Here is a 22,613-nt window from a genome sequence, read left to right as displayed (position 1 = left end):
TTCCACCTGAATTACTTGAAGTATTTTACGCCTGATTCAAAAATCTTCTGATCCTTCTCGCCCGGAACATTGCTATACAGGTTTTCTCCCCTGCGTTCGGAGTGCGCCATTTTTCCAAGGATACGGCCGTCCGGGCTGGTAATCCCTTCCACCGCGCAGACCGAACCGTTCGGGTTCCATTCGATACTGCCGCTCGGGGTGCCGTCCGGGGTGGTGTACTGGGTCGCGACCTGACCGTTTGCAATCAGCTTCTTCATAACCGCATCGCTTGCCACAAAGCGGCCCTCACCGTGGGAAACCGGCACCGCGAACACATCGCCCGCGTCCACACCGGCAAACCATGGGGATTTTACGGAGGTCACTCTGGTGTACACCATGCGGGAAACATGGCGGCCCAGCGTGTTAAAGGTCAGCGTCGGCGCGGTCTCGCTCGGCTTCCTGATTTCGCCGTAAGGCACGAGACCCAGCTTAATCAGGGCCTGAAAACCGTTGCAGATACCGAGCATCAGCCCGTCGCGGTTTTTCAGAAGGTCGTTCACCGCTTCGGCAATCTTCGGATTGCGGAAGGTAGTTGCAATAAATTTGCCGGAGCCGTCCGGTTCGTCGCCGCCGGAAAAACCGCCCGGAAGCATAATCATCTGCGACGTACGGATTGCTTTTTCTATATATTCAATGGTTTCTTCGATATCGGAGGAACTTAAATTGCGCACAACCAGAACTTTCGGCTGCGCACCCGCCCGTTCAAAGGCGCGCGCGCTGTCGTATTCGCAGTTTGTGCCCGGGAATACCGGAATAAAGACGCGCGGCTTCGCGGTTTTTACCGCCGGAGCCTTTTCATAGCGGTCACTGCAAAGCGGAAGTTCCCGCGTAACCGGCTTTTCCTCCGCCCGATTCGGGAAGATTTTCTCCAGCGTGCCGTTCCATGCGGAAATTAACACGTTGAGGTCAAGCCGTTCCCTGTCGAGGAAAATCTGCGGCACCACGGCCACCTTGCCCAGCTCAACCGCATCGAAACCGTCCGGAACGTCCGCGCCGTACGCGAGCTCCGCGATAATGGAACCGGAAACCGGCGCAAACAGGGTCTTTTCATCCAGAACCGACGGCTCAAAAATAAAACCGAACCGGTTGCCGAAGCACATCTTCGCAACCGCGGCCGCCGCGCCGCCTTCTTTTACAACGGAAGCGGAGATGACGGTGCCGCTCTGTATCATATTATGAATCCCACGATAATATTCTTTCAGTTTCTCCCAATCCGGCAGCAGCGTTTTCGGATTTTCCGGCAGCGGGAACAAAACCACTTTCGCACCCGGTTTTTTGAACGCCGCGGAAATCGTTTTACTCGCTTTTGTCATCGCAACGGCAAAGCTGACCAGCGTGGGCGGAACGTCAAGCTGTTCAAAACTGCCGCTCATGCTGTCCTTGCCGCCGATCGCCGGCAGTCCCAGGCCGATCTGCGCGCTCAAAGCGCCGAGAAGCGCGGCGGTGGGTTTTCCCCAGCGTTTCGGGTCGGTATTCAGCCTTTCAAAATATTCCTGGAACGTCAGCCTTGCTTTCAATGGATCGGCGCCGATGGCGGCGAGCTTTGAAAGGCTTTCCGCTACGGCGTAGGCGGCGCCATGGAACGGGCTGAAACGGGCAATGCCCGGAATATAGCCGTAGGCCATTGCGGTCGCGTCGTCGGTTTCGCCGTGCATTACCGGGATTTTCGCGGCCATCGCTTCTTCCGGGGTCAGCTGATAGGTACCGGCAAACGGCATCAGAACCGTTGAAGCGCCGATACTGGCGTCGAAGCGCTCGGAAAGTCCTTTCTGCCCGCAGACTTCCAGCCGGGAAAGGTTCTCCTGAAACGCTTTTTCCAGCGGCTTCCCTTTCAGGCATTCCGGAACGAGTTTCCGGTAGTCGCGATCGGAATCAACCGCTTCGATGACAACGTTGTTTTTCTGTATCACACCGTTGGTATCCAAAAACGCGCGGCTGATGTTTACAATGGTGTCGTCGCGCCATTTCATGCGCAGGCGCGGCTCGTCCGTAACAACGGCGACAACCTGAGCGTTGAGGTTTTCCTGATTCGCCGCCGCAATAAAGGAATCCACATCTTTCGGAGAAAGCACAACCGCCATCCGTTCCTGTGACTCCGAAATGGCAAGCTCCGTGCCGTCCAGTCCCTCATATTTTTTCGGAACCTTATTCAAATCAATTTTCAGCCCGTCGGCAAGCTCGCCGATGGCTACGCAAACGCCGCCCGCGCCGAAATCGTTGCAGCGCTTAATCAATTTTGCAACCTCCGGGTGACGGAACAGCCGCTGTATCTTGCGCTCGGTGGGCGGATTTCCCTTCTGCACCTCCGCGCCGCAGACCTCGATGGACTGCTCGGTATGCGCTTTGCTGGAACCGGTGGCGCCGCCGCAGCCGTCGCGCCCGGTGCTGCCGCCCAGAAGGACGATCAAATCGCCTTCTTCCGGCGTTAAACGGACAACGTTCTCCTTCGGGGACGCGCCGATGACCGCGCCGATTTCCATCCGCTTGGCAACATAACCGGGGTCGTAAAGCTCGGTAACCTGGCCGGTGGCAAGGCCGATCTGGTTGCCGTAGGAGCTGTAGCCCTGCGCCGCGCCGGTGGTGATTTTGCGGGTCGGCAGTTTGCCCGGAAGGGTCTCTTCAAACGGAATGCGCGGGTCGCCCGAACCGGTTACGCGCATGGCCTGATAGACATACGCCCGGCCGGAAAGCGGGTCGCGGATTGCGCCGCCGAGGCAGGTTGCCGCGCCGCCGAACGGTTCGATTTCCGTCGGGTGGTTGTGGGTTTCATTCTTAAACTGCACCAGCCATTTTTCTTCTTTTCCGTCCACGATAACGGGCACTTCAATCGAACAGGCGTTGATTTCCTCGCTCAAATCCAAATCCGGAATCTGCCCTCTTTTGCGCAGAAGCTTCATCCCGATCACCGCCATGTCCATTAAGGAAACCGGGCGGCCGGTTTCGCCGTACACTTCGGCGCGCGCGTCGTAATAGGCTTTCAGGGCGTCCTCAATCGCGCCGCTCAGCGCTGATTTTTCAATTTCAATCTTTTCAAGGCGGGTGGAGAACGTCGTATGGCGGCAGTGGTCGCTCCAGTAGGTGTCGATCACGCGCAGTTCGGTTACGCTCGGGTCGCGCTTTTCGTCCTTCCGGAAATAATCGCGGCAGAACGCCAGATCTTCCATGCTCATGGCAAAGCCCATGGACTCGTAATACGTCTGAAGCTCCTTTTCACTCCAATCGATAAAGCCCGACACGCGAGCGACATCCGGGGGCGTATCCGCCGCCGTATCGAGGGTTTCGGGCTTTTCCAAAGAAGCAAGACGGCTCTCCACAGGGTTCACCATATAGCTCTTGATTTTATTCAGTTCTTCTTCCGTTAAATCTCCCTTAACGGCAATTACACGGGCGGTCGCCACCTGCGGGCGCTCTCCCTGCGTTAAAAGCTGGACGCACTGCGCGGCGGAATCGGCGCGCTGGTCATACTGGCCGGGAAGATACTCCATGGCAAACGCGGTGTAGCCCTTTGGAAGAGGATACACTTCGTCGTATACGTCGTCTACATTCGGTTCCGAAAAAATGGTGTCCCGCGCTTGAGCAAACTGTTCTTTTGTCAGCCCGGAAACATCGTACCGGTTGATCAGCCGGATCTCCTCAACGGCAGCCAGACCCAGATTCTCGATAAGATCCGACTGAATGTGCTGTGCTTCCACATCGAAGCCGGGTTTCTTTTCCACAAATACTCTGATAACGCCAGACATATTTCCCCCGTTCCGCCGCTTAAAGCAGCCGTTTAAACATGATTTCTTTAATAGTATCACAATTCCGGTTCATTATAAAGCGCTTCCTAAAACATTGACATTTTCGATAAAAAATTCTTCTTTATCATAAAATAAACCGTCGGAGTCATCCGGCGGTTTGTCTAATTTTAGGCTGCAATCAGCCTCTATTTAATTTTCCTGCACTCCATATAAAACCGCTTGTCGCACGCATGACCCATGGAGAAGGTCTTGCGCGGAAGCGCGCCGTCGAGGGCTACGGTTTCAAACAGGCTGCTTTTTTCCATATTGGGGAGAAGAAAACCAACCGCGTCCGCGTTTTCGGCACAGAGCTTTTCAACAACGTCCTCTCCGTGTATGTAATCGACTTTTCCGCCCACCGAGGCAAGACGCGCGTCGAGGAATTTCTGCAATGTACCCACTTCCAGATTGGACGGCGGATTTTTCACCCAGATATCCCTTTTCTCTTTTCCGACAATACAGGTAATACGGTGCCCCTCGCAGGGAGTTTCGGATACCTCATAATAATTCGAAAGCTCGCGCAGCAGTTCCTCCGGCTTTGTCTGGAAAACAACACGGTGAATCGGTTCGAACTGAAGGGAGTCGTCGTAAAGGTTCACAACCTCAACGAGCGCCCAGCGCGCGGGATGAGCGGCAGCTTCTTCCGGGGAAAGCGTCTTTTTCAGTTCCTCGTAGCAGGCCTTTGCGGTCGCCAGAGAATGGTTCCCATCCCCGACGGCGAAAAGCAGATTATCCCGGACCGGCAGGCTGTCCAGCGCATTTTCCAGCCGCTGAGCCGCTTTCTGATTCAGGCTGAATCCACGGATGCTTCCGCTTTGCTGCATCAGCTTTCCTTCATATTCCAGCGTTAAATCCTGCGGGTCGATCTTTTCAATCACACTGCGCTGTTTGTCGTCAATCAAAATCATGATATGCGGAAGCTCCAGCGGGGCGCCGCGGCGGATTTTCACGCGGGGCGGAATCCGTTCCAGAACCGTTCCCTCGGTTGCGCGGATCGGCGTTTTGCTTCCCGCTTCATAGCGGTACTGTTCCAGATCCAGAGCCATCATGACCCCGCGGCGCACTTTTCCGTCCGCAAGGGTGCGCTCAACAAGAAGATAGCTGTTCTTCAGCTCGCGAAAAACGCCTTCCTTTAAATAGCGTTCCATCGCGGCATTGATCCCGGCGGCATACGCCCCGGCATCGGTCGTTTCAAGATAGCATTCCGGGTAGACCAGATGATACGCGGACGGATCCCCCGCCGCTTTTTTTACCTCCTGCCAGTATTCGGGCTGGGAAGTATACTGGTCACAGGCCACCACGCACCATTTTTCGGTCGGCACGTTTTTCGGCAGCAGGATATCCGCAGGTTTAAAATACGGGTGCTTCATATTCAATCTCCTGTTCTGTTGATTCCGTTTAAGGATTTACTTGGTTAAAATAGTACCACAAATCCTTGTCCGCATGCAACCCGTATCAGGCCTTTGCGCGCACCTGATTCAAAAAATACGTAAGGAAGAAGATGACGGCGGCAACCAAAACGATCGTCCCGCCCGCCGCGGTACCGGCGTAATAGGAAATAATCAGGCCGCTCACGCCGGAGAACACGGAAATGCCGATGGCGATAAAATGGTAGGAACGCATGCTTTTCGCCAGATTACGGGCCGCCGCCGCGGGAAGCACCAGCAGGGAATTGATAATCAGCACGCCGACCCACTTAATGGAAACCGTAACGATCACCGCAACCAGAATAACAAAGAATTTTTCCACCATCCGGATGCGGATTCCCTTGCTTGCGGCAAGATCGGTATTCATACTGACCAGCATGAGTTTATTAAAAAAGAAGCCCCAAAGGAGAACGACGGCCACCAGAATCAGTGCAAGCATCCGGATTTCCTCGGGCTGAACTGTTAAAATATCCCCGATTAAGTAGCCGGAATATTTCGCGAATCCCCCGGACGCCGACAGAAGCACGATTCCCAGAGCCAGCCCGGTCGAGGAAAACACACCGATAATCGTGTCTGAGGAGGAGGTCTCGGAGTTCATAACCGCCGAAATGCACAGCGCAAACAGCAGAGAGAAACCCATCATGGAGATTAAATAGTTGTCAATCCCCATTAAAACGCCGATCGCGATTCCGGTTAACGCCGAATGGCCCAGCGCGTCAGAGAAAAACGACATTTTGTTATTCACAATCATCACGCCCACCAGGCCGAACAGCGGCGTAATGAGCAGAATTGCAAGCAGTGCGTTTTTCATATAGGCAAATTCCGTCCATTCAAACGGAAGAAGCAGATCAATTATGGAATAAATTGCACTCATCTTTTCATCCCTCCGGTCAGTTTCAGGCCGAAGGTTTCCCTGACCTCCGGGGTTCTCATCACTTCGTTCACGCTGCCGCTCACGACAATGGTACCGTCCAGCAAAGCCGCGCGGGTCGCATATTTTTCCACATGGTTTAAGTCGTGGGAAACCAGTATGATCGGCATCTGATGCTCGGAGCGCATCGAGGTGACAAGATCGTAAAACGCTTCGATCCCCTTCCGGTCCACCGCGGAAACCGGTTCGTCCAAAAGAAGCAGATCCGGCTTTGGTTCCAGCGCGAAGACGAGCAGTACGCGCTGAAGTTCGCCGCCCGACAGCGTGCCGATCCGCTTTTTTAACAGCGAAGGCCTTCCGCCGACTTTGGCAAGAAGGCGCACCGCCTTTTCCGTCTCTTCCTTTTTATGCCCCAACCAGACAGGGAAGCCGCTCATATTCGCGCAAAGCATATCGCCCACCGTAACCGGCGTGGAGCGGTCGAACACCAGATTCTGCGGTACATAGCCGATGCGCGGTTTTGCAATGGTTTCTCCCTGCGCGTTTGAAAAGATAACGCTGCCCGTATAGGGGATGCGCCCCAGAAGCGCCTTTAAGAGCGTTGTTTTGCCCGCGCCGTTCCGGCCGATCAGCGCCAGAATTTCCCCGTGGTGAACATCGAGCGATACGTTATGCAGAATCACTCCGTCATGCTTTTTCACCGTAAGATTTCGTATTTGCGTACTGCATTTGCAAGTGTCCATGTGTGCCCCCTACTTTAAAGCCTGTTTCAAAACGGTAAGATTATTTTCCATCGCGGTGAGATAGGCGTCTTTCCTGTTTTCACCCGTTACCGCCGGGTCGAGCGAATAAACCGCCGCGCCGCTTTCCTTTGCAATGATATTCGCCGCGGATTTCGGATACTGCGGTTCCGCAAAAATCGTTTTAATCCCGCTTCCCCGGACAAGTTTAATCGTCTGGGCAAGTTCGCGCGCGCTCGGCTGGCTGTCGGGTTCGCGGTTCACAACCTTCACAATGTTCAGGCCGAACTCTTCGGCAAAATACGGGAACGCCTCATGAAAGGTAATAATATCTCTGTTCGAAATACCGCTCAGTTCCTCATGCATTTTTTTGCGCAGGATACTTAGTTTTGCAACGTATTCCTCCGCGTTCTTCCGGTAGGCCGCGGCGTTTGCGGGGTCGGCTTCGGCAAGGCCCTCCGCAATATTGGTAACCTGCCGGATGGCATTCGTAATCGAAACCCAGATATGCGGATTCGCCTCCCCGGTCTGATCTTTTAAAAGCGGTATCCCGTCGCTGGAATTGATAACGCGCAGTTTGGGAAGCTGGGATGTAACCTTATTCATAAAACTTTCCATCCCCGCGCCGTTGATAACAAACACATCGGCCTGTTCTATATTTTTCATATCCTGCGATTGCAGCTGATAATCGTGCAGGCATCCGGTCTGCTGTCCCGCCATATTGTCAACCTGTACGCCGGAAACGCCGTCGGTAATATTAAGCGCCATAATATACAGGGGATAAAACGAGGTTACCACCCGAAACCGAGCCGGCTGCTCTGTTCTGTGTGCGCACCCTGCCGTGCAAAATAAAATAACCGTCGCCAAAAGAACGGCAGTAAGTCTTTTCATTTGTGCGCCTCCTTAAATGCAAATGATTTGCATATAAAATATAATAAGCCGCCGCCTTTCGAATGTCAAGAAAAAAAGGGGCGGATTTTCATCCGCCCCCAAATCAGGACATTTTTCTCCCTTGTTTTTTTGTATCGGCTAATGGGACTATCCCATAAACGCCCGTAATTCTTTCAGTTTGTTTTTACAGTCGTTCATGCCCATTTCATAGATGGATTTGAGCACTGCGGGATTTTTTTCATACCGCCCGGCCTCGATTGGTCTGCTGGGCCGAATGATCACCGCTTTCCCCTCCGATTCCTGCCGGCGGCAAACTTCCAGTTCATTGTTGTAGACTTCGGCCCGACGCATCATGGTGTTTACAAAATTCGGATAATCGCCGTATTTTACACGAAGCACCGCGCGGGGGAATTCCGGGCGCAAACTTTTCCGATAGGTGCTGTCGCGCGTCAGCACAATGACATTCCGCTCGTTGCCGTCAAAAATGGAGCGTTCAATCGGAATCGGCGCGGCACAGCCGCCGTCCAGCAGTTCATATCCCTGATAAGAAACAATATTGGAGATAAACGGGAGGGAGCTTGACGCCTTTACGGCAGTAAAATCCTCGTCAAGATTCGCCTTATCAAAATAGACTGCCTGACCGGTTTTTAAATCCGTCGTGCCTACTTTCAGTTCAACCGGGGAATCGAAAAAAGTTTTATAATCAAACGGAAGCAGCTTGTGGAAAAGCTCGCCGAAAATGAAGTCAAATCCAAACAGGGACCCGTACTGGTTCAGATTTTCTACGCTGATATACCGTTTGTCTGTGATATACTTATAAAAAATATCGTAGTTTCGATTTTTTTGCTTCGATATATAACTCAGTGCATTGCATGCACCGGCAGAGATCCCGTACACGATTGGAAATTCAATATTCTCTTCCAGCAAAACCTCCAGCACTCCGCTTGTATATGCCCCACGCATACCGCCGCCTTCTAAAACCAGACCGATCGGCACGACAAACACCTCACATTTCATTATTCTCATATCATCATTATTATAGACGAAGGAAACTTTGAATACAAGCGGATAAATAGAAAATCCGCAAACTTTTTTTGAATTAAGGCTTGCTTTTTTAACGAATATACGGTATAATGGTCGAGCACTGAAAAAAATGGACGTTTAGCTCAGCTGGTAGAGCATTCGCTTGACGTGCGAAAGGTCATAGATTCGAGTTCTATAACGTCCACCATAGAATGATGCAGGGTAAGAGTGAAAAGCTTTTACCCTTTTTTCATACAATATAATTTTATAATAACACCCCGGCCGCATACATTTATGTAGACGACCGGGGCGCTTTTTTAAAGCCTGCTCATCTTAGGTGAGCAGGCTTTATGTTTATCATCTATCCTGGCTGATCACAATATAATCTCCGTTGCATAATTGAACCACATTGCCCCTAAGTGCGCGGGCCAGCTCAACCGTTATTTTTTTTTGCTCCTCTATATCCTGTATGAGTAAAGTAAGCGGATCCCCGCTTAAAACTCGTTTGTTATCCGCTGTAATATAAGCCAATATGTCAATTGATTTACTCATCTTGAGAACCTCCGCTACTTTTCATAATACGGCCGATTTTTCTGCTGTTTTCCAAAATCGGCGTATGTTTGACAGCCTTAATTGCCTTTTCTAAATCATTGTCAATCGGTATAAAAGATATAATGATCTTTCCGGTTTCAAAATTTCTCCTTATAAACTTATATCTCTTTACCCCTACTATACACACTGCTTCAAACAATATAGCTTGGCGCTGACCATAGTTTTCCAAGGTAATATTACTTTTATGATCCTTTGGGGTTAAAACCATTGCAATCCCTTCCTTTAAAAACAGCTCTCTGCTTCGGTCCGTCCCCAGATAATTTGTAACATACATGCCGTCTACAAATAATTCCGATCCTCTGACTTCAATTTGACCCGGGCTCACATCACAAATCTCACCAACCGTTTTCCCTTTCGTAAAACGATAGATAAGAATCATGGCCGCAGCGCCCGCAGCTACTCCGCAAAGGATGGCAATGATCATATTATTTTTCCGCAGCATCTCTATAACAAATACGGTTACGAGCGATGTTATCAGCGCGATATAATTTCTGGATTCAAACGTTTTTGCAATTCCATCAATATACGCTTCCCCTCTTTGGGTATATTCCGTATGCTCAAGTTTTCCCAGACTTTCACGTTCAGCCACCCGAACATCACGGAACTGCTGCACCGCAACCGTGAGAAAAGTCACTGCTACAAAATCTCCGGTTAAAATTGCCGGAATGGCTACCGAACCAAGTGTCGCGGCGACAAAGCCAAGAAAGATATTATTAAAATAAGCGGTAGGATAGGAAGGTACCTGCCTGAAATCCACTTTCAGTGTAGCAATACGCGCAATGGTCCCCATAATGATCCCGGTTGAAATAATATAAATATCCTGGCTGTTTAACATCTTTAATGCTTCCAATATCTCCACCTCCGTGAAGATATTGTTTGACGCTTCCATAGCAATTAATCTTCTTACTAGATGGAATAATTTACATGCTGTTAGGTAAGATAAGACTATCGTAATTTGGAGGGATGAAGCATTGGGTTCGATTGGGGTTGGAAAAACAGTAATTCGGAAAGAAGCCTGGGAAAAGGTAACCGGCCAGGCAAAATATACGGACGATTTTATCTCAAATCATATTCTGACCGCTCAAATGGTTACCAGCACTTATGCGCACGCGAAAATACAAAACATTGATATTTCATCCGCATCATCCCTGCCCGGCGTAAAAGCCGTTTTGACCGGGGAAGATTATCCGGTTTTGTTTGGGCAGCTGATTGAAGATCATCCTCCCCTTGCAAGGGATAAGGTGCGGTATTATGGTGAACCGGTTGCTCTTGTGGTGGCTGACAGTGCCTTTACAGCCGCAAAAGCCGCTGCGATGATACATGTTCTGTATGAGCCTCTCCCGGTAATCAACTCCCCATTACAGGCTGTTGATACAAATGCTCCCCTTGTACATGAAAAAATGATTATGTATCAAATTGTAAAAGAAGATATCTACCCAAATTATGATACGAATATATGTGATCAAAAAAAAATCAGAAAAGGCGATGCCGAGAAGGCCTTTGAACAATGTGATGTAATTGTGGAAGCGGCATTTCACTTGCCGCAGTCCGACCACATCGCGATGGAAACACGTTCCGCCCAGGCAAGAATTGACGCAAGCGGTACCGTTTATATTAAATCCGCTTCGCAATCTCCTTTTAGCATAAAAAAGATCATCAGTAAAATTTTTCACCTTGATCAGAGTAAAGTGATCGTAGAAGTTCCGTTTGTAGGGGGAGGCTTTGGCGGAAAAGCCCCTGTACAGCTTGAAATTCTCGCATACATCGCCTCTGCAGCAGTAGGCGGAAGGGCTGTTCGCCTTACGAATTCACGGGAAAACGATATCGTTTCATCTCCGTGCCGAATGGGGCTGGAAGCAAAACTGAAACTCGGTGCTTCAAAAGACGGTATGCTGCAGTCGGTACAAATGAAGTATCTGGTAGACACCGGAGCTTACTCCGATATTGGTCCAACTTTGACGAAAGCCATTATTGTAGACTGCACAGGCCCTTACAAAATCGATAATGTGCACTGCGACGCATTCTGTGTGTACACCAACCACCCTTATGTGACTTCCTACCGGGGATTTTCGCACGCCTCCAGCGCATTCTGCATTGAGCGTATGATGGACAAGCTTGCACAGAAGCTGAATATGGACCCCGCGGAACTGAGGTACAAAAATGCACTTTGTCCAGGCTGCACTTCCCCGACGCAGGTAAAAATAACATCCAGCAATTTTGGCAATCTTAATTCATGCATACTAAAATTAAAAGAAATAATAAACTGGTCGGAAGGAACCCGAATGAAAGTGGAGGAAAACATCATCAGGGCGAAGGGCATGGCATGCCTGTGGAAAACGTCCAATTCTCCTACCGATGCGGTTTCCGGTGTATTTTTAACGTTTAATCCCGATGGAACCATAAATTTAAACTGCGGATGTGTGGAATACGGGCCAAGCATGAAAACGACCGCGGCACAGATTTTATCGGAAAAGCTCAAGATGGATATCAACCACATTTCTGTCAATATGGACGTGAATACAAAATACAGTCCAGAGCACTGGAAGACCGTTGCCAGCATGACAACCTACATGCTGGGCCGGGCGGTTCTGCGTGCGGCTGAAGATGTAATTCGCCAGTTAACAAGCATTGCCGCAGTAGCATTGCATTGCCCCCGGGAAGACCTTGAGGTGGCGGAGGAAAAGGTTTATGTCCGCCATGATCCTTCGCTGTTTTTGCCATTTAAAGAACTTGTGCATGGATATAAATTCCTCAACGGCAACGCTGTTTTTGGGCCGATTCTCGGTCAGGGCAGTTTCATCATGAATGATCTTAATATTCTTGATCAGGAAACCGGTAAAGGAAAATCCGGCCCCTTCTGGACTGTGGGAGCTCAGGCGGTAGAAATCGAATATAACAAAAAAGATTATACGTACCGATTTATTAAGGCTGCTACCGTAATTGACGCAGGCAGAGTATTAAACCCCAAAATGGCCGAAGGATTGATAAAAGGCGGAATGTGTATGGGGCTTGGGCTGGGCAGCCGGGAATCTTTTTCCTATGACGAAGAGGCAAGAGTTCTGGACACCAGCCTGAGAACCTATAAAGTAATGCATTTCGGTGAAACACCGGAGTATCTTGTCTCATTTATTGAAACCCCTCAGATTGACGCACCCTATCATGCGCGCGGTATTGCAGAACACGGAATTATCGGAATTCCTGCGGCTTTGGGCAACGCCCTTTCTCTTGCAGCGCAGGCAGAGTTTGATGAACTTCCGCTGGTTCCTGAAACAATCTGGCGGATGAAAACCGGAGGTATCCTATGATACCGTTTGAATTCGACTACTATAAACCGGCTACAATACAGGAAGCAACCGAAGCATACTGTCAGTTGGAAGCTGCCGGAAAAGAACCGGTTTATTATGGCGGCGGCAGTGAGCTAATCAGTATGGCCCGTTTAGGAAACCTGCATTTCGGTTCGGTAATCGACATAAAAGCGATTCCGGAGTGCAAGGTTTTGGAATATGACCGGGACAATCAGCTTGTGTTGGGTTCTGCACTGACATTGTCAGAAATATGTGAATCAAAACAATTCCCTCTTTTAGAGAAAACCGCAGGTCGGATTGCAGACCACACCATGCAGTGCAAAATTACCTTGGGTGGAAATCTGGCGTCTACCATTCTTTATCGCGAAACAGTACTTCCGCTGCTGGTAGCCGACAGCCGAATCACAATTGCCGGAAAAGATGGAATCCGTGACTTCCCAATCAGCCGGATTTTTGATAAAAGACTGAACCTTCCAAAGGGATCCTTTGTCGTTCGGGTGAGTACGGAAAAAGGAGTGGTCGGTTCTCCCTATTTTCATATAAAAAAGACAAGAAATGAAAAAATAGATTATCCGCTTATTACCGTTGCAGGAATCAAAACCAGCGGCAGGTTGCGTATTGCATTCAGCGGGCTGCTGCCTTATCCGTTTCGCAGCATAAAAGTAGAAAACATTCTGAACGAATTCGATGATGAAACGGTTTGTGCCATGGAAGTGGTAAACTTTCTGTCGGATAAAATCCTGAGTGACATTAACGGCTCTTCTGAATACCGAAAATTCGAATTAAAAAACACCATTATCAATGTATTGGAAACAATGAAGGATGTTTGAACGATGTTTTGTTTGAAAGGAAAAAGTTTAATTACAATCAATGTAAATGAGGAGGATTATGAACTGTTGATCCGTCCCTCCGATATTCTGTTAGATACGCTTCGGAATCAACTTGGTCTAACCGGCGCCAAACCCGGATGTAATAACGGCGACTGCGGAACATGCACCGTGCTGGTTAACGGTTGGCCGGTCAAATCCTGCCTGATGCTGACGGCCGAAGCGGTCGGGAAAAAAATTACCACGGTGGAAGGCCTGAAGGCGGCTCCTATTCAAAAAGCCTTTATCGAGCAGTTTGCATTTCAGTGCGGTTACTGCACCTCCGGCTTTCTGATGGTCTGCCATGCGCTGGCAGGTATTCATCCTGATCCGCCCGACATTGTAATTGATGAATGGCTGCAAAGCAATATTTGCAGGTGTACAAGCTATGAAGAAATCGGAACCGCCATTCGTACTGTATTGGACGGAAAAATAGAGTAATATTTATTTCTTTGGATTCATAGCTTATATAAATTCGCAATAAAGGCAAGTGAATGCATCATGAAAAAGCAAATTGAGACCGTTTTATTTTGGGGCTCCTTATGGGGTCTTGAGGAAGCAACTTTGGGACATGTTCTGCATCTCCTTCCGGTCAATATCGGATGGCTTTTTTGGTTTCCATTGGCGTATTTGTTTATGTTTCTCACATATCAGAAAACCGGGAAAGCTACTGCCGTTCTATGGACTGCGGCAATGGCGTCATCCATCAAATCAATTGATTTATTGCTCCCGATTCGAATTGATAAAGTCATTAATCCCGCGGTATCGATTTTGCTGGAAGGGGCTGCGGTTTTCCTGCTTATCAAAGTGATCCGTCCCCGCACTACCGATAAATCCCGCTTTCTCATTCCGTTTGCTTCCAGCCTTGTATACCAGTTGTTTTATATGATTTACATTTCCATTGTACCATTGTTTTTTACTGCCATACCCGCGGTTACCAACGTATTCACTTATCTGAACTATGGCCTGCACGGCCTGGTGAATGGGATTATGTTAGTTATTATTTCCGAATTTTGCATCTGGGTATTAAATAGAAAGGGAACCGCGCGACAAACAGTCAGACCATCCATGCAACTTTCCGTTTTGCTTTCAGTCATATCCTATCTGCTGCCGGTGGTTGCTTTATTGGTACAATGGACAATATAATTGGAATTATTTTAGCCGCCGGATATTCTTCCCGAATGGGCGAATTTAAAATGACGCGGGTTCTGTTAAACCTTCCGGTCATTGAACATTTAATTCAAAACATGTATGACACCTGCAATAAAATATTGATCGTAACCGGTTTTCAATATGAGAAGCTGTGGTATTTAGAGAAAAAATATCAAAAGGTGAAACTGGTTTTTAACCAAAATTATCCGAAAGGAATGTTTACTTCCGTTCTTGCCGGTTTAGAGTATGGAAATGCAAAGCGATACTTTATAACACCGGGCGATTACCCGGCCATCCGTGCAATAACGTTTCGGTATTTGGCTGCTTTTAATGACGATATCTGTCTTCCAGCTTATAAGGGGAAAACCGGTCATCCCGTTTTGTTGAGCAAACGCTCCCGAAATGAGCTGTTAAAGGGTCAATTTTATTCGTTAGAACAATTTATAAAAAGGCATCCTGTCAAAACCGTACCGGTGAATGACGCCGGAATTCTTATGGATATCGATAACCCGTCTGATTTTATGAAGCTGGAGGCATTTTTAAGGGTTAGAAAGAATGATCACAATGATAACAGGCGATATCAACTGCGGGAAAACAACAGCATTCATCGAAATATATAAAAAGAATCGGCGGGGAGACGGATTCGCCCTGCCGAAATTTTTTATTTCCGGGAAGCCGGCCGGTCAAAACATTATGCGCCTATCGACCGCTGAACAGAAAATATTCTCTTTTACAGACGGGTTCGAATACAAAAGGCAATCGGTTTCTTTTCGTTATAAAAACTATCATTTTACAGAGACCGGATTAACATTTGCATATGAAATCGCGGACGAGATAATGAAAAAAAATATAAATCCGGTTTATATTGATGAAATCGGCCCTGTTGAAATCATGAAGAAAGGATTTTATCCCGTTATCCTGTCTATGCTTGACTTAAAAAGGGATTTGTTTCTTGTTGTACGCTCATCCTGCTACAATGATGTGGTAAACCTATTTCAAATCACTCCCGATCATATAATAGCTCTTTAGAAAATTCAATGACCTTCGCATTATGTTTATAACACAACGGGAGGATAAGCTACTGAACAAAAGTCATGGTCGAAGCGCCTTGTTTGAGTCAGATAAGCAAAAAAGAGCACAATCCTTACGACTATGCTCTTAGCTATGCTTCAAGTATAATTAATCCATTATTTCTACTACATATCACTGGCAGTTGTCATTTGTCCGTTAGGGTGAATATGATTCTCTGTCATCAAACATAGGATCATTATTGCCTGCATTTGGTTCCTTTGTCGTAGAACCTTTGGCTTTCTTCGGTACTGATGAATTACTTTTTACTGTAGGCTTGCTAGAATAAACGGTTTTTTGTTTTGATCTGTCGTATTTGTTCCGCTAGCAACAGATGAAACTGGCGGTACTGATGATGCAGATCTTCTATTTTAGTCAGTTCCGCGGTTCGGCTCGCACCACCTGTAGGTACAAATGTGCTGGAGCAACAGAATAGCTACGGCCAGAAAAAAGTAAGCAGCATGAGAAACCTCCCATGCTGCTTATGTATTATCTTATGCTATTTTGCGATTTTCAGCTTGTTGATTTCCTTAACGTTCATTTGGGAAACCATCTCCAGAATATCAACTTTTGCATTGATATCATCGACGGTATTGCTCAGTTCCTTCATTTTATCCACTACACTGGAATGTCCTTCCATCACAACCTGAATATTTCGGTTGGTAACATTTTCAAGCGTCATGCGGATTGAATGGGTTTCTTCCTGTAAGCCGGAAACATCTCTCTGCAAAGCTGCCTGACCGTCTTTTAATCCGGCAACGTCTTTCTGCAAGGCTGCTTGACCATCCTTTAAGCCGACAACATCCTGTTTTAACCCAGAGACATCTCTCTGCAAGGCTGCTTGCCCGTCTTTCAGCCCTGCAACATCCTGTTTTAACCCAGAAACATCCTGCTTCAGCCCGGAGACATCCTGCTGCAAAGTCGCCTGGCCATCCTTTAAACCAGATACATCCTGTTTCAGCCCTGCTACGCTTTTCTCCAGCCCGGCCAGTCTCTGATCAATAGGTTCTAACCTTGAATCTAAAATATTACCAATAGCCTGTAATAATTCCTTGTTTTCCATATTAATTCCTCCCCGGTTATATTAATTATATACGCTGCCAAGATACAAATCAACTGAAATAATCAATAGAGTTTTTTGCTTGTGGCAAAACCCTATTTAATGCATGGCTCTGTATGCCTTTTGGAAGTAGTGTCTTACTATTTATTGATTTCATTGACATGGGATAATCTTGATTTAACAATTTCCATATCAAAATCAATAAAAGTGTTGAAAAAAAAGGCGTAAACCATTTTGCAATTTTCATCATCTATAAGACCTTCTCCGCTTTTTAAATCATGATTGCTGACCCCGATTATTATTCCAAACATTATCATTACTGAATCTATTATGATTGTCTCCCATTTATAGAATTCTCTCTTCGTGTTATCCTAAGAATGATTTTCCAATGAAAACATGAAAACTATGAAAGACATAATACAAAATAGTTTCATGGTATTAATAAAACCTTTAAATTTATATGTTTTAATATACATAACATATAAAAATATAAATGATTGGGGAGACTCAATATTGTCCTTTGTTTCGTTTAGCTTTCTTATTTTGCTTTTTGTAACAGTGGTTGTATATTATTTGATTTCTCCCCAATACCGATGGATTTGGCTTCTGGTAATCAGTTTCTTCTTTTATATGTGTTCCAGCCCGGTATATGTCGTTTTTTTATTAGCTTCTATTTTAGTAACCTATTTTAGCGGCGTGCTCATCGGAAAAGTCAACCATGGAAGCGGCAGCAAAACGCGCAAGAAAGCGATTGCTGCCCTGAGTTTGGTAATCAATATCGGAGTTTTAATTACCTTTAAATATTTGAAATTCTTTTCCGATCTATTGTCCTTTGCCGGAATCAATGCCATTGCGGGTGAATATCGTTTCATTTTGCCGATCGGAATTTCTTTCTATACCTTTCAATCTCTGAGCTATACGCTGGATGTTTACAGGGGAGATGTTGAGCCGGAGTACCATTTGGGGAAATACGCACTTTTTGTGTCCTTTTTTCCAACTTTAATATCCGGGCCCATTCAGAAGTCGAAGGATTTTCTTAAAAAAATTGATGAAGTGCATTCGTTTGATTATGACAGGGTAAGAAGAGGAATTCTTTTGATGCTGTGGGGTTATTTTGAAAAGATGGTTGTGGCGGACCGGTTGGGAGTTCTGGTAAACACGGTCTTTAACAATCCGGCACAATATCATGGTTTGGATTCCATTCTTGCTGTCCTTTTCTATACGTTTCAGATTTACTGCGATTTTGCCGGATATTCCAATATTTCTCTCGGTGTTGCGGAAACACTGGGCTTTCATCTGTCTGCAAACTTTCAACAGCCGTATTTTTCGAAATCCATCCAAGAATTCTGGCGCCGCTGGCATATTTCTCTGGGTACCTGGTTCCGTGATTATCTCTATTTTCCGCTTGGCGGCAGCAGATGTTCCAAATTGCGGCACTATCTAAATCTTTTAATTGTATTCACTGTCTGCGGTTTGTGGCATGGAGCATCTTTGACTTTTTTATTTTGGGGGATACTTCACGGATTTTATCAGATCGTTGGTCTTTTGCTGAAGCCTGTAAAAAGAGAAGTTCAGGATAGACTGGGATTTCAGAATAGCAGCCGCGGATACACAATGCTGCAAACTGCCGCCACATTTGTGCTTGTCAGCTTTGCCTGGGTGTTTTTCCGCGCGGACACTATGGAAAATGCGTTTCTGATGATCGGAAATATGTTTCAATTTGATCGATCTTCCCTATGGGATGGCTCCATCTTTAATCTGGGATTAACACAGCCGGAATTTATTGCAGCAATTCTGGGGATTTTCATTGTTATTCTAGTGGATATTCTGACAACGCATCTTGATTTGAGAAATGTTTTGATTGGCAGCAATACCATGGTTCGATGGACCGTCTATTTAGCCGCGGTATTAATCCTTATCATATTTGGTACATACGGCTCGGAATACAGTGCACAGAGTTTCATTTATTTTCAGTTTTAACGAGGTTGCGAATTGTGAAAAAATTAATTACAAAGGGCTTTATTTTTGTACTTCTGCTTTTTACTATTTTAGGTCTGATCAGTCCGATTTTTGTTTATAAAACGCAGCATATGGGGAAATTGAAGGAGGGGCTTTATCTGTCTGATGATCAATATGACGTCGTATTGATGGGCTCCAGCCATATGAACGGCGGTGTGGATCCCAATGTGATTTGGAATCAGTACGGAATTACCAGTTTTAATTATGCCACCGGGGGTCAGCCAATTGACGCAACGTATTATTTGCTGAAGGATGTTTTAAAAAAGCATAAAAATCCGGTTGTTGTTTTAGATGTTTTTTATCTTGGAATGACCAATCAATACGGTGAAAGAGGGCTTGTAAGCAACGCACTTGACAATATGAAATTCTCATCGAATAAGCTTAACGCTATTTGGAACTGCACTCCGCCGGAGGATCGGTTCCTGTATCTTTTTCCTGTTTTGAAATATCACTTTCGGTGGTCATCGCTTGAGGCAAAAGATTTTGGATTTGATTATTCTTCTGTTTATTATAACAAAGGATTTGTAGCCGGTACGGAAAAATACGGGAAATCCATTTCGAAATGGGAGGACACGGAAAATCGCACGGAAATACCCGCAAAATCTCTGGAATATCTGAATAAGATCATTGCGCTTTCCAAGGAAGAAAACTTTAAGTTGGTTCTTGTGAATATGCCCTGTGATTACAGCGAACCGAATCAGCAGGACGGCTGGGTTGACGATTGCGAAGCTTTGTTTAACACCGTGGCTGATTTTGCAGAGAGCAATAAAATACCGTTCCTTGACCTTTACGATAAAGCAGAGGAAATCGGAATTGACTTTGCCAATGATATGAACAACGCCGGTCACCTGAATCTTTGGGGTGCATATAAAATCAGTTCCTATCTTGGAAAATATCTGAAACAAAATTATAATTTGACAGATTATCGCGATAACAGCGCCTATGCCAATTGGGACGAAGACTATCAATATTCACAGGCAGCTTCCATTACAAAGGATGATTTCGGGAAAGATTTTTGCTGATTGATAGAATTTTAGTCGAAATATAAAACGGCCAAAATCCACCATACGATCGATCTGGCGGAACCACGAAAAACCGCATCAAACAGCCATTTATGAACTGTTTGATGCGGTTTTTGTTTTTCTTGCCCTAGCCTTAAAATTGCTTGTATGCCGTAAAAATTATGAATTTACTTGCTTGAAAGAGTTAAAATAGGATGATTCTTTGTCAGTATGGAAAAACTTCAGATTATTTTGACAGGCTGATCGTTTGCTGGCATTCGGCCTGCATATCTTTCAGCGCCTGTGAAGGCGTTACCGTACCGGCTACCGCGGCATCCAGATGTTTCCCTACAATATCCTGCAACTGCTGATATTGTGAAATAACCGGAGGAGTCACAAGGAAATCCAGGCTTTTGAAAACAGCCTTACGGTTTGCGGGCGGTGTTTTCGATGTATACTGTGAAATAATCGAGCTGTCAGTGACAGGCGGTAATTCCAGTCCGGCATCCAGACGAATCTGGGTCGCTTCCTTATTGGAAGAGATAAAATTGATGAATTTCACCGCTTCATTTGCAGCCTTACTGTCCTTGTTGACCACGTAGCCGTTGGAGAAGAAATGTGTTGCTTTCACGGAATGGCCGGGCTCTACGGCAACGTCCCAGTTAAAGCCGCAGTTCTTGGTGAAATCCGGGAAAGCCCAGCAGCCGGTAACGATCATGCCCAAGCGCCCGGATTTAAAAAGATCCCAGTCGGCGTTGGCCGTTCTTTCCACCTGTGCCGCAGTCGGCATAACGTTGGTTTTGTTCTGCATATCCACCATGTACTGCAATGCCTGTACATTTTCGGGTGTATCCATGGTGAACGATTTGCCGTCGGCGCTGATCAGGCTGCCGCCGTTTTGCTTTGCAACTTTATAGAATTCGTTGAAGGTACACGGATGGTAATAACCGTAAATATCTTTTCCGAGTGCACGAATCTTTTGCGCTGCGTTCATGGCGTCTTCCCATTTCCAGTCGTCGGTCGGGTAAGAAACCTTTGCCTTATCGAACAAATCTTTGTTGTAAAAGAGGAGAACCGTAGAAAAGCTGTCCGGAACACCGTATTGCTTTCCGTCGGCGTTGAATGCCTTCAGTGCTGTCGGGTTGTACGATGAGGTATCGATGTTTTCGGACTTGATGATATCGTCAAGCGGCATAAGGGCGCCCTTTTTTGCGTAGGAAACGAAATTTTCATAATTCAGTTCAAACACATCCGCCGCTTTTCCGCCGGCCACTTTGGTGGTCAGTTGGGTAAAGTAGTCCTGATACCCATAGGATTGCAGCTTGATTGTAACATTCGGATTTTTCACTTTGTAAGCGTCAATCATTTTTTTCAAGTACTGTTCATTATCACCGGAGTTGGAAAACTGATCGAATGTGATCGTTACCGGCTGCGATGCTGCGCCGGATGCGGCTGAAGCCGGATTCGCTTTGCTCGATGCGGGCGCCGTGGAACATGCACTGACGGTAAGCATCGTCGCCAATGCAAGGCTTATGGTAGATAAATACCTTTTCATTAAGAATTCCTCCCGTTCCAATTTGTATTGCTTTATTTGCCCGTATCATTTACAATAAGTAAATAAAGGGGCGGTTGAGTGCTGCCTGCTTTCAAAAGGGTTACACATGCTTTGCCGGCGGTGTAACCCTTTTTATTTCACCTGCCTTTTCATAAGGATTTAACCGAACCGCGTTCAACAATATTTACCGCCATGATTTCCTCCCTTTTGGTCAGATTTGGATCCTCAATACTCTGAAAGAGCAGTTCCATTGCACGTTCCCCTTTACGGGAAATGTCCTGGTGCACCGTAGTAAGACCCGGGGTAAGATATTTTGAAATCTGCAGATCATCAAAGCCGATGACAGAAAAGTCCTCGGGAACACGGAGGCCGCGTTCATAAAAGGCTTTGATGGCGGTGATTGCCAGAATATCTGCCGAAGCCACCACAGCCGTCGCCTTTGATTTGGAATCACACAAGGTGTTCGCCAGCTTGATTCCGTTTTCGTAGTCGATTTTTCCTTCAAACACATTCTTCATGCTGAAGCTGAGTCCCTGTTCCTCCATCGCTTCCCGGTACCCTTGCAGACGCTGCTTCATAACGCCGTTGTCTTTGATTTCCCCGCAGAAAAACGCGATTTCGCGGTGCCCGTGATCAATCATATATTTGGTGGCGAGGTAACTGCCGTATGCATCGTCAATTCGGATGCTGTGGTAGTAATGATCGTTACAGTAACTGTCCACCAGAACAATCGGTTTTTGCGATTTTTTCATTTCCTGATAAAAACTGTCCGGGTAGACACCAATGGCGATGATGCCGTCCAGATTGCGTTCTTTTACAAGGGTCAGGTATTTTTCGTTGGAATCCGCCGCCGAAATCAGGACATGGTAACCCCGCAGTCGGGCGCTGAGCTCAATGCTCCCCAGAATTTCGCTGTAAAAATTATTTTCAAACATCAGCCGGTTCCCCTCTTCCGTCTGGGGGACCAGAACGCCGATCAGCTTTGAATTCCCGGCAGTTAAGCTGCGCGCCGACAGGTCGGGCACATAATCAAGCGCTGAAATCGCATCCCACACGCGCTGTTTTGTTTCTGCCGAAATAGTTTTCTTATTATTGAGCACATAGGAAACTGTCGCGGGCGATACGCCGGCTTTTTGCGCTACCTGTTTAATTGTAATTCTGTTTTTCATAATATATCTCGCTTTTTTATTTAACCGTTTAAATTA

General features: G+C 46.8%; 20 protein-coding genes and 1 tRNA gene. 9 read left to right on the top strand and 12 right to left on the bottom strand.

The window, feature by feature from the left end:
- Positions 1–11: 11 nt before the first annotated feature.
- The 6 genes from OUY18_RS09020 to OUY18_RS08995 all read right to left on the bottom strand — a co-directional run bounded on the left by OUY18_RS09020 (position 12) and on the right by OUY18_RS08995 (position 8,764).
- Positions 12–3,779: a phosphoribosylformylglycinamidine synthase gene (locus OUY18_RS09020; RefSeq protein ID WP_268058447.1), complete on the bottom strand. Its 3,768-nt coding sequence runs from the start codon at positions 3,777–3,779 to the stop codon at positions 12–14.
- A gap of 185 nt (positions 3,780–3,964) precedes the next feature.
- Positions 3,965–5,188: a DUF1015 domain-containing protein gene (locus OUY18_RS09015; protein ID WP_268058446.1), complete on the bottom strand. Its 1,224-nt coding sequence runs from the start codon at positions 5,186–5,188 to the stop codon at positions 3,965–3,967.
- 85 nt (positions 5,189–5,273) lie between these two features.
- Positions 5,274–6,119 (bottom strand): metal ABC transporter permease, encoded by an 846-nt coding sequence (locus OUY18_RS09010; protein WP_268058445.1) that lies wholly within the window; start codon positions 6,117–6,119, stop codon positions 5,274–5,276.
- On the bottom strand, positions 6,116–6,859 hold the full coding sequence (locus OUY18_RS09005; protein WP_268058444.1) for a metal ABC transporter ATP-binding protein: 744 nt from the start codon (positions 6,857–6,859) through the stop codon (positions 6,116–6,118). The genes OUY18_RS09010 and OUY18_RS09005 overlap by 4 nt, the downstream gene beginning before the upstream one ends.
- Before the next feature lie 9 nt (positions 6,860–6,868).
- Positions 6,869–7,747: a metal ABC transporter substrate-binding protein gene (locus OUY18_RS09000; RefSeq protein WP_268058443.1), complete on the bottom strand. Its 879-nt coding sequence runs from the start codon at positions 7,745–7,747 to the stop codon at positions 6,869–6,871.
- A gap of 147 nt (positions 7,748–7,894) precedes the next feature.
- Positions 7,895–8,764, bottom strand: coding sequence for a patatin-like phospholipase family protein (locus OUY18_RS08995; RefSeq protein ID WP_268058442.1), 870 nt, complete (start codon positions 8,762–8,764; stop codon positions 7,895–7,897).
- Between the two features lie 138 nt (positions 8,765–8,902).
- Here OUY18_RS08995 and OUY18_RS08990 point away from each other — a divergent pair.
- A tRNA-Val gene (locus OUY18_RS08990) sits at positions 8,903–8,978 on the top strand.
- A gap of 149 nt (positions 8,979–9,127) precedes the next feature.
- On the opposite strand, the gene OUY18_RS08985 is transcribed toward OUY18_RS08990, so the two are convergent.
- Positions 9,128–9,322, bottom strand: coding sequence for a capping complex subunit for YIEGIA (locus tag OUY18_RS08985; RefSeq protein ID WP_268058441.1), 195 nt, complete (start codon positions 9,320–9,322; stop codon positions 9,128–9,130).
- Positions 9,315–10,232, bottom strand: coding sequence for a YIEGIA domain-containing protein (locus OUY18_RS08980; RefSeq protein WP_268058440.1), 918 nt, complete (start codon positions 10,230–10,232; stop codon positions 9,315–9,317). The genes OUY18_RS08985 and OUY18_RS08980 overlap by 8 nt, the downstream gene beginning before the upstream one ends.
- 121 nt (positions 10,233–10,353) lie before the next feature.
- Between OUY18_RS08980 and OUY18_RS08975 the strand changes: the two genes are divergently transcribed.
- Genes OUY18_RS08975 through OUY18_RS13885 form a run of 6 tightly spaced genes read left to right on the top strand, consistent with a single transcriptional unit; the run spans position 10,354 to position 15,734 of the window.
- On the top strand, positions 10,354–12,687 hold the full coding sequence (locus OUY18_RS08975; RefSeq protein WP_268058439.1) for a xanthine dehydrogenase family protein molybdopterin-binding subunit: 2,334 nt from the start codon (positions 10,354–10,356) through the stop codon (positions 12,685–12,687).
- The gene (locus OUY18_RS08970) at positions 12,684–13,517 is read left to right on the top strand and encodes an FAD binding domain-containing protein (protein WP_268058438.1); all 834 of its coding nucleotides are present in this window, start codon (positions 12,684–12,686) and stop codon (positions 13,515–13,517) included. Before OUY18_RS08975 ends, OUY18_RS08970 begins: the two co-directional genes overlap by 4 nt.
- A 3-nt stretch (positions 13,518–13,520) precedes the next feature.
- On the top strand, positions 13,521–13,994 hold the full coding sequence (locus OUY18_RS08965; RefSeq protein ID WP_268058437.1) for a (2Fe-2S)-binding protein: 474 nt from the start codon (positions 13,521–13,523) through the stop codon (positions 13,992–13,994).
- 60 nt (positions 13,995–14,054) lie between these two features.
- Positions 14,055–14,699 carry a hypothetical protein gene (locus OUY18_RS08960; RefSeq protein WP_268058558.1) on the top strand — a complete coding sequence of 215 codons (645 nt, stop codon included), beginning with the start codon at positions 14,055–14,057 and terminating at the stop codon, positions 14,697–14,699.
- Positions 14,687–15,325 carry a nucleotidyltransferase family protein gene (locus OUY18_RS08955; protein WP_268058436.1) on the top strand — a complete coding sequence of 213 codons (639 nt, stop codon included), beginning with the start codon at positions 14,687–14,689 and terminating at the stop codon, positions 15,323–15,325. Before OUY18_RS08960 ends, OUY18_RS08955 begins: the two co-directional genes overlap by 13 nt.
- Positions 15,261–15,734, top strand: a complete 474-nt coding sequence (locus tag OUY18_RS13885) for a nucleoside-triphosphatase (RefSeq protein WP_419196134.1) — start codon at positions 15,261–15,263, stop codon at positions 15,732–15,734. Before OUY18_RS08955 ends, OUY18_RS13885 begins: the two co-directional genes overlap by 65 nt.
- Before the next feature lie 538 nt (positions 15,735–16,272).
- Here the strand turns inward: OUY18_RS13885 and OUY18_RS08950 are convergent.
- Positions 16,273–16,836 carry a hypothetical protein gene (locus OUY18_RS08950; RefSeq protein WP_268058435.1) on the bottom strand — a complete coding sequence of 188 codons (564 nt, stop codon included), beginning with the start codon at positions 16,834–16,836 and terminating at the stop codon, positions 16,273–16,275.
- A gap of 49 nt (positions 16,837–16,885) precedes the next feature.
- Positions 16,886–17,083 carry a hypothetical protein gene (locus OUY18_RS08945; protein WP_268058434.1) on the bottom strand — a complete coding sequence of 66 codons (198 nt, stop codon included), beginning with the start codon at positions 17,081–17,083 and terminating at the stop codon, positions 16,886–16,888.
- A gap of 323 nt (positions 17,084–17,406) precedes the next feature.
- On the opposite strand from OUY18_RS08945, the gene OUY18_RS08940 reads away from it, so the two are divergent.
- Positions 17,407–18,813 (top strand): MBOAT family O-acyltransferase, encoded by a 1,407-nt coding sequence (locus tag OUY18_RS08940; protein ID WP_268058433.1) that lies wholly within the window; start codon positions 17,407–17,409, stop codon positions 18,811–18,813.
- Between the two features lie 14 nt (positions 18,814–18,827).
- Positions 18,828–19,874 carry a hypothetical protein gene (locus OUY18_RS08935; protein ID WP_268058432.1) on the top strand — a complete coding sequence of 349 codons (1,047 nt, stop codon included), beginning with the start codon at positions 18,828–18,830 and terminating at the stop codon, positions 19,872–19,874.
- 226 nt (positions 19,875–20,100) lie between these two features.
- Here OUY18_RS08935 and OUY18_RS08930 read toward each other — a convergent pair whose 3' ends face one another.
- Positions 20,101–21,408: an ABC transporter substrate-binding protein gene (locus OUY18_RS08930; RefSeq protein WP_268058431.1), complete on the bottom strand. Its 1,308-nt coding sequence runs from the start codon at positions 21,406–21,408 to the stop codon at positions 20,101–20,103.
- 149 nt (positions 21,409–21,557) lie between these two features.
- Positions 21,558–22,577: a LacI family DNA-binding transcriptional regulator gene (locus OUY18_RS08925; RefSeq protein WP_268058430.1), complete on the bottom strand. Its 1,020-nt coding sequence runs from the start codon at positions 22,575–22,577 to the stop codon at positions 21,558–21,560.
- Between the last annotated feature and the right edge of the window lie 36 nt (positions 22,578–22,613).

The sequence above is a fragment of the Caproiciproducens galactitolivorans genome, from assembly GCF_026672255.1.
Taxonomy (GTDB): Bacteria; Bacillota; Clostridia; order Oscillospirales; family Acutalibacteraceae; genus Caproiciproducens; species Caproiciproducens galactitolivorans_A.
This window is presented reverse-complemented; position numbering and strand designations above follow the sequence as displayed.